The sequence below is a fragment of the Photobacterium nomapromontoriensis genome (assembly GCF_050336815.1).
GTDB lineage: Bacteria > Pseudomonadota > Gammaproteobacteria > Enterobacterales > Vibrionaceae > Photobacterium > Photobacterium nomapromontoriensis.
Window position 1 is genome coordinate 21,340 of sequence record NZ_JAKJSL010000002.1, and the last position, 8,330, is coordinate 29,669.

Here is an 8,330-nt window from a genome sequence, read left to right on the forward strand (position 1 = left end):
AGGAAGCCAGTATAGCGCTTGGCTTAGAAACTTGTCGCGCTTTGTGATCGATCTTGGCTTGAATCATTAAACTTCATCCCCATAATATGCCCATAAGATAGTTTTTGGTTAGCGGCAACTATGCTAGCCATTATTTGAATACCATGATCTTAGCGGAGAAGCGAAAGCATGAGCAACGAAGAGAAAAAAGTACAGGACGAACAGCTACAGCAAGACCATGCTGTTGAAGCGGTTGAGACTGAGTCTGCTGAGCAAGATGTTGTGAATATGACGGCTGAAGAATTATATCAAGCACGTATTGCAGAACTAGAAGCGGCGCTACTGAGCAGCGAAGCATCAGCGAATGAAGCGAAAGATCTGGCCCTGCGTGCCCGTGCAGAAGGTGAAAATGTACGTCGTCGCGCTGAGCAAGAGATCGATAAAGCACGTAAATTTGCGTTGAATAAGTTCGCTGAAGAGTTGCTACCTGTTATTGATAACATGGAGCGAGCCATCGAGATGGCAGATAAGTCAGATGACGCTATCAAGCCAATGCTTGAAGGGGTCGAACTAACATTGAAAACCATGACAGATACCGTGGCGAAGTTTGGCCTGACGCCGATCTACCCAGTCGGTGAACCGTTTAACCCTGAGTTCCACCAAGCGATGGCGATGCAAGAAAGTGCCGACTATGAGCCAAATACAGTGATGTTTGTGATGCAGAAAGGCTATGAGCTTAACGGCCGCGTGATCCGTCCTGCGATGGTCATGGTGTCTAAAGCCGCATCTGGCAATATCGATACGCAGGCGTAAGCCAGCGACTACTGATAAGTAGCCCGCATCATTGCGGGCTTTTTATTTTTTTTGAATTTTTTTTCGGTGTCACACTTGAAAACAACTTGGCTGCCCTTATTTAGTAGTCATACGAGATCGTAAATTAATTTCTGCGGGTGATACCGCGTTGCCAACGACGTTTAAACGCATGGCAAGATAAGCTTAACGAATTGCGGAGAAAACCTGATGGGTAGAATCATTGGTATTGACTTGGGTACAACTAACTCTTGTGTAGCCGTACTGGATGGTGACAAGCCACGTGTAATTGAAAATGCTGAGGGTGAGCGCACAACAGCATCTGTGATCGCATACACTCAAGACGGTGAAACGCTAGTTGGACAGCCGGCTAAACGTCAGGCGGTAACGAACCCAGAAAATACTCTATTCGCTATCAAACGTCTGATTGGTCGTCGTTTTGAAGATGAAGAAGTTCAGCGCGATATCGAAATCATGCCGTTCAAAATTGTGAAGGCTGACAACGGTGATGCATGGGTAGAAGCGAAAGGCCAGAAAATGGCAGCTCCTCAAGTATCTGCTGAAGTACTTAAGAAAATGAAGAAAACAGCTGAAGACTTCCTGGGTGAGGAAGTGACTGGCGCTGTTATCACTGTACCTGCTTACTTTAACGATGCTCAGCGTCAAGCAACCAAAGATGCTGGCCGTATCGCGGGTCTAGAAGTTAAGCGTATTATCAACGAACCAACAGCGGCAGCACTGGCTTACGGTCTTGATAAGAAAGGTGGCGATCGCACTATCGCGGTTTACGACCTTGGCGGTGGTACATTCGATATCTCTATTATCGAAATCGATGAAGTTGAAGGCGAGAAAACCTTCGAAGTACTATCAACTAACGGTGATACTCACCTAGGTGGTGAAGACTTCGATAACCGCATGATCAACTACTTGGTTGACGAGTTCAAAAAAGAGCAAGGCATCAACCTGAAAGCTGATCCTCTTGCAATGCAGCGTCTGAAAGAAGCAGCAGAAAAAGCGAAGATTGAACTATCTTCTGCGCAGCAAACTGATGTGAACCTACCTTACATCACCGCTGACGCGACGGGTCCTAAGCACATGAACATCAAAGTGACTCGTGCGAAACTAGAATCTCTAGTTGAAGACCTAGTTCAACGCTCTCTTGAGCCACTAAAAGTTGCGCTTGCTGATGCTGACCTGTCTGTAGGCGATATCACTGACGTTATCCTTGTTGGTGGTCAGACACGTATGCCAATGGTTCAGGCGAAAGTAACTGAATTCTTCGGCAAAGAGCCACGTAAAGACGTAAACCCAGATGAAGCAGTTGCAGTAGGCGCAGCGGTTCAGGGTGGCGTACTTGCTGGTGATGTGAAAGACGTGCTTCTACTAGACGTTACTCCGCTATCTCTTGGTATTGAAACCATGGGCGGTGTAATGACTAAGCTTATCGAGAAGAACACCACTATCCCAACTAAAGCGAACCAAGTGTTCTCTACAGCTGAAGATAACCAGAGCGCGGTAACTATCCACGTGCTTCAGGGTGAGCGTAAGCAAGCAAACTTCAATAAGTCTCTAGGTCAATTTAACCTAGAAGGTATCCAAGCAGCAGCGCGTGGCATGCCTCAGATTGAAGTTACCTTCGACCTTGATGCCGATGGTATCCTGAACGTATCTGCGAAGGATAAAACCACTGGTAAAGAGCAGAAGATCACTATCCAAGCTTCTGGCGGCCTAAGCGATGAAGACATCGAGAAGATGGTTCAAGAAGCAGAAGCTAACAAAGAAGCGGACAAAAAGTTCGAAGAACTAGTGACTGCTCGTAACCAAGCTGACCAGCTAATCCACGGTACGCGTAAGCAAATCGAAGAAGCAGGTGATGCACTTCCAGCTGATGAGAAAGAGAAAATCGAAGCAGCCGTCGCTGAGCTAGAAACAGCACGTAAAGCAGAAGATAAAGAAGCGATTGATGCTAAAGTACAAGCAGTAATCGCCGCTTCTCAAAAGCTAATGGAAATTGCTCAGCAGCAAGCTCAACAAGCGCAAGCGGGTGCGGGCGAGCAGCAAGCACAGCAAGACGACAATGTGGTTGACGCTGAGTTCGAAGAAGTTAAAGACGAAAAAAAATAAGATAAATAACATTTAATCTTATTAGTCCACGGGCGTCAGAGGTTACTCTTACGCCCGTAGTTCTATTAAGGCAGGTGACAGGTCAAGTATGTCAAAACGAGATTTTTATGAAGTTCTGGGCGTGAGCCGTGATGCCTCAGAGCGAGATATCAAAAAGGCTTACAAACGCCTTGCGATGAAATTCCACCCGGATCGTAATCAGGGTGATGATCAGGCGGCTGAGAAGTTCAGAGAAGTTAAGCAAGCATACGAAATCCTCACGGATCCACAAAAGCGAGCGGCGTATGATCAGTACGGTCATGCGGCTTTTGAGCAAGGTGGAATGGGTGGCGGCGGCTTTGGCGGCGGTGCTGATTTCGGTGATATTTTTGGTGATGTATTCGGTGACATCTTTGGTGGCGGTGGCCGTCGAGGTGGTCAACAGCGTGCGCAGCGCGGTGCTGATCTTCGATACAACATGGAGCTAACGCTAGAAGAAGCAGTCCGTGGTTGTTCGAAAGAGATCCGTGTACCAACATTGGTTGCTTGTGATACCTGTGATGGTTCTGGTGCCAAGAAAGGAACATCGGCAACGACATGTGGCACTTGCCATGGCCAAGGCCAGGTTCAGATGCGCCAAGGATTCTTTGCCGTTCAGCAGACGTGTCCGCACTGTCATGGACGCGGAAAAATCATCAAAGAGCCTTGTGGTACCTGTCATGGTCAGGGCCGTAAGGAAGAGACTAAGACGCTGTCTGTGAAGATCCCTGCAGGGGTTGATACAGGCGATCGCATTCGTCTATCGGGCGAAGGTGAAGCCGGTGAGTTTGGTGCACCAGCGGGCGATCTATATGTTCAGGTTCATGTTTCTCAGCACCATATTTTTGAGCGTGACGGCAATAACCTTTACTGCGAAGTCCCTGTTAGCTTTACTATGGCAGCATTGGGCGGCGAAGTGGAAGTACCAACTCTTGACGGCCGTGTCAGCTTGAAAGTTCCGAGTGAAACCCAGACTGGTCGTATGTTCCGTATGCGAGGAAAGGGTGTGAAGTCGGTACGTGGCGGCGCGATGGGTGATTTGATCTGTAAGCTGGTGGTTGAAACTCCAGTGAACCTCAGCTCACGCCAGAAAGAACTACTACAGGAGTTGGAAGATACTCTGGGTGGTTCTGCAGCGAAAAAGCACAAGCCTAAATCAGAAGGTTTCTTCGACGGTGTGAAGAAGTTTTTTGATGACTTAACTGGTTAAGTCCAGTCCTGTTTAGTGATACATTAAAAAGCCAGCGAAAGCTGGCTTTTTTGTATTATAAATAATGAGACGTCTAGCTAAGACGACTCTGAATTTAGTATACCTACCAACATCCTGCCGGGCCATTTTCACCAGTGCTTTTCAGGGTGAGATCGCCACATGAATCACCGTTCTGTAATGCTGATTTTTTCCCTGTTAACGTATAGCTGGTCGTTGTTGATTCGATAGAGTAGCTATAACGCTCTCCACTATTGTCACAAGCAATGCAGAGGCTAGAAGAGATCGTGCTGGGATAAGGCGTACCCTGGGTACGGTTTTCTTCTATAGCGAGTTGAATCATAATTAAATCCGCCATCGCTTTATTTCGATGACTTTTAAACACATGCTCCTGATAAGACGGATAAGCCATCGCTGTTAATATTCCGAGAACTGCAACGGCAATCATCATTTCGATCAGCGTCACGCCTTTATGATATTTCATGAACAGTAACCTCTCATTTATTCGAGATAACTCGATAACTTTTTCTTTTCAAACATCGACATTCTGCGGGAGTGATACTATATGAATCAAGTTGATATTGGACTGTCAGTAAGTCTGAGTGAAGGAATTGGGGTATGGCTCGCGGATCATTTGATCGATTACATTTCGATGGCATTAATCATCGAACATCTTTTGGGTTCACCTTACTTGAAATGCTGATCGCAATAACGGTGATGGTAGTTCTCGCGGCTGCCGCTGCACCATCATTTAGCTCTTTGATTGAAAGTAATAAAGTCAAACGTCTTGCTACAGAAATTGAGTGGTTACTGGTTCAGGCAAAGTCTGAAGCGGTGATGCGCAATATCAAATTGAGCGTCCATTATGTACGTGACGATGCAAATGAAACTGCATATCAAACGGATGGAGCATGGGTTTTAGCGGTAACGGACAGTGCCACCTCGCCAGCCAATATCACGTTGGCTAAAGCTGACGCGATTGCGATGATTGATGGTAAAGATTTTGAACATATCGCCATTAAAGCAAAGAGTACTTTCGTGGCTCATACCATCGATCCTGTTCGGGCGACAACAAATGAAAAAGGAAGCTACGTTTTTTATGAAGATCCAGCAAAAGCGGTGAAGGTGATAATGGATCAGCGTACTGGCCGTGTACGTGTTTGTGGTGAAACGGGAGCTTATTATAATTATGAAAAATGTAACTAAATCTCTAACGAAACAATGCGGTTTTTCATTAATTGAATTGTTAATAGCATCAGCGATGGGGATCGTACTTCTTACACTTGTCGGATCGGTATTTCTTAGTGGACAAACGTTCGCTTTAGAAAGAAGTAAGCAATTAATGCTGGCACAAGATCTTAATGACGCAATTCGCTTGATTAAAACGGATGCACAGCGGGCTGGATATAATTCTAATAACTCAGGGTCGTTGGTTTTATCGGGCGCACTATCAACGCTTCATGTCGCCGATAATCGATTGAGTTATATATATGAAGATGAAAATAATAAGTGGCGAATTGTTGAATACCGAGTGTCAGGCGCATCGACAACATTGCAGATGTGTGAAGATATTAAAGATAAAGGATCAATCCCAATACCAGTAAGTGCCTCTTGTGGTCCGGGTACAGTCTCAAGTTTAATTGACCCAACTTATTTTAGTTTATCTGATTTTACACTGACGCCAACTCAATTGGTAACCTCAAGCGCAACATCAACGCTATTGAATATTAGCATAACGGCATCTTTAGCAAACAGCGGTTATTCAAAAACAGTATCAACGACTATCAAAGCTAGGAATTGGAAGTAATGAAAACTCAAAATGGAATGGCAACTTTATTAGTAACAGTGATGTTGTTAGTTGTTTCACTGTTGTTTTCATTAGCATCATATAAAAATGTGTTTTATCAAATAAAACGTACACAAAATGAAGTGCTCATAAGGCAGGCCCATTGGACAGCCGAAGGGGGGCTGGAGTGTGGGTTTGCCTTAGTTAATGACTTGAAAGACGTTGATTTGGCTAAAACAAAGTTATCGAGCAAATGTAAGGTTCCACTAAATTTATTCTCAATGAACATTACAGGCTCTGGACCTTATTTATTAACGTCAGAGTCCAATATTGATTTGGCTAAAAGGCTATTAGAGAAAAAATTTAATACTGCAGGGCCAAGCACATCTGGTGCACTAAAGAGTAGCTCGGACCTATATTTTAATGGGGCATATACCATATCACCTGATCCAAATATAAAGGAATCTGCAACATCAGCTAAGTGGTTATGTACAATACTGCGATATAAAGGAACAGTGGATGTTGATGGAAATGTAGTTAATCAGGGGTTAATAGAAGCTAAACCACCATATTCAGGATTTCCATCTAGTGGACAAAGTTGTAAATCAGATTATCAATCTACACTTGGTTCAGGATCATGGACAGAGTCGACATTGAGTCCATATAAAGATTTTGTTTATGATACCAGTTTTGATCCTTTTAAAGATGTGTTTACAGTTCCACGGTCTGATTGGACGAAGGTGCGTGATAGTAAAGAATTTAAGTTACTGACAGGGAGCTATGTCACGACGAGCACAGGAAATGTAAGTTATAAAAAGTTATCTGGATGTGGAGGGGGAATTGCTGATGCTATTAAGGCTGATTATGACCTTATATGGGTAGATGGTACATGTGAATTAGATAATAATGCATTTACTGCCATTGATAATGCAATTGCAGGGAATAGTAAAATTGATGGAATTATTTTAGTTATTCAAGATGGGATATTTTCAGTGCGAGGCGCTCATAAATTTCCTGGTATGATATATCATTTAAATATCTCTTTTTCACCTAACGAGTTTATATGGAATGATATGGCATCCCATAGTAATTACCCTATACCAGCAGGTGCTCCGTTAAATAAAACCTCATATTACCAATCCGGGGCTTTTATGCCAGCAGGGGGTTATGTTATGGATGCTCCTGGACAAATAGCAGCATTTGCTAGCGGAATGAATTTTTTATATAACCGAGATTTGATAGAAAAGCCACTGACTAAACTTAGAAAAGTAATTTGGGTAGAAGGTTCATGGAATGATATCTAATACGAAAGGCTTTAGTCTTATTGAAGTGCTTATATCGATGGTTGTCTTATCGATTGGTGTATTGGGCTTAATAAAACTGCAAACCTATATGGAAGTGAAATCTGAAAATGCATTGCGCAGTATTGATGCATTGTATCTGGCAGAAGAGAAGCTTGAATATTTCCAAACGCGTGCGCAAAGTGCAGCCACAAACATCATCGCGTATAGTTCAATTGGCTCATCAAATGAACCAATATCGGGCACCGATTTCACACGGGTGGTTACTGTGGTAGATGACAGCCCAGTTGTGGGGGCTAAGAAAATCAATGTCACGGTGAGCTGGAAAGATCGCTGGGACACGGCGCAACAAGTGAGTCTGGATACTGTTATTTCAAAATACAGTGAATTTGATTAGCTTAGTTCTTAATGATTTATTGAGCCATAAAGATGGAAAATACAGCAAAAACCAATCCTGCGATTGGTTTTTGGTCGTTTGATTGTGTTGCTTCAAAATACCGCTTGCGTCTTCAAAATCCCGCCCTATAATGCCGCTCCGTTGTCACGACAAATCACTCAATAGTGTGGTTGTGATGGCTGAGTTCTTTAACAATTTGACCATGCAATCTGTGTGGGCACTCGTGAAATGATAGTCAACACCATTTGTCTTCACTTTAAAAAGTGAAAGCAAACTGGTTATCAATGAACTGAGTGACCAATCAAGTCGAAAGACTTGGCACAGTCAATTCGTTTTATGAAAGTAAAACATCAGTATTCATTGAGCCAACAAAAAACTTTAATTGAAGAGTTTGATCATGGCTCAGATTGAACGCTGGCGGCAGGCCTAACACATGCAAGTCGAGCGGTAACATTTCAAAAGCTTGCTTTTGAAGATGACGAGCGGCGGACGGGTGAGTAATGCCTGGGAACATGCCTTGGTGTGGGGGATAACTATTGGAAACGATAGCTAATACCGCATAACGTCTACGGACCAAAGAGGGGGCTCTTCGGACCTCTCGCGCCAAGATTGGCCCAGGTGGGATTAGCTAGTAGGTGGGGTAANGGCTCACCTAGGCAACGATCCCTAGCTGGTCTGAGAGGATGATCAGCCACACTGGAACTGAGA

8 protein-coding genes and 1 rRNA gene are annotated in these 8,330 nt (G+C 44.0%); 8 read left to right on the top strand and 1 reads right to left on the bottom strand.

Annotated features, from left to right (window positions below; translation table 11 throughout):
* Positions 1-168 precede the first annotated feature (168 nt).
* From grpE to dnaJ, 3 genes are all read left to right on the top strand, one after another.
* A complete protein-coding gene (gene grpE, locus L4D12_RS00260; protein WP_428445817.1) occupies positions 169-792 on the top strand; it encodes a nucleotide exchange factor GrpE in 624 nt (207 codons plus the stop codon).
* A 207-nt stretch (positions 793-999) separates the two neighbouring features.
* Positions 1,000-2,913 carry a molecular chaperone DnaK gene (dnaK, locus tag L4D12_RS00265; RefSeq protein WP_428445818.1) on the top strand — a complete coding sequence of 638 codons (1,914 nt, stop codon included), beginning with the start codon at positions 1,000-1,002 and terminating at the stop codon, positions 2,911-2,913.
* A gap of 88 nt (positions 2,914-3,001) precedes the next feature.
* Positions 3,002-4,141 (top strand): molecular chaperone DnaJ, encoded by a 1,140-nt coding sequence (gene dnaJ, locus L4D12_RS00270; RefSeq protein ID WP_428445819.1) that lies wholly within the window; start codon positions 3,002-3,004, stop codon positions 4,139-4,141.
* A gap of 103 nt (positions 4,142-4,244) precedes the next feature.
* Here dnaJ and L4D12_RS00275 read toward each other — a convergent pair whose 3' ends face one another.
* On the bottom strand, positions 4,245-4,622 hold the full coding sequence (locus L4D12_RS00275; RefSeq protein ID WP_428445820.1) for a type IV pilin protein: 378 nt from the start codon (positions 4,620-4,622) through the stop codon (positions 4,245-4,247).
* Positions 4,623-4,756: 134 nt separating this feature from the next.
* Between L4D12_RS00275 and L4D12_RS00280 the strand changes: the two genes are divergently transcribed.
* From L4D12_RS00280 to L4D12_RS00300, 5 genes are all read left to right on the top strand, one after another.
* On the top strand, positions 4,757-5,344 hold the full coding sequence (locus L4D12_RS00280; RefSeq protein WP_428445821.1) for a pilus assembly FimT family protein: 588 nt from the start codon (positions 4,757-4,759) through the stop codon (positions 5,342-5,344).
* Positions 5,328-5,945: a PilW family protein gene (locus L4D12_RS00285; protein WP_428445822.1), complete on the top strand. Its 618-nt coding sequence runs from the start codon at positions 5,328-5,330 to the stop codon at positions 5,943-5,945. Before L4D12_RS00280 ends, L4D12_RS00285 begins: the two co-directional genes overlap by 17 nt.
* A complete protein-coding gene (locus L4D12_RS00290) occupies positions 5,945-7,228 on the top strand; it encodes a hypothetical protein (protein ID WP_428445823.1) in 1,284 nt (427 codons plus the stop codon). The genes L4D12_RS00285 and L4D12_RS00290 overlap by 1 nt, the downstream gene beginning before the upstream one ends.
* A complete protein-coding gene (locus L4D12_RS00295) occupies positions 7,218-7,622 on the top strand; it encodes a type IV pilus modification PilV family protein (RefSeq protein WP_428445824.1) in 405 nt (134 codons plus the stop codon). The genes L4D12_RS00290 and L4D12_RS00295 overlap by 11 nt, the downstream gene beginning before the upstream one ends.
* Before the next feature lie 379 nt (positions 7,623-8,001).
* Positions 8,002-8,330: ribosomal RNA gene (locus tag L4D12_RS00300) — 16S ribosomal RNA — on the top strand; the annotation flags it as partial.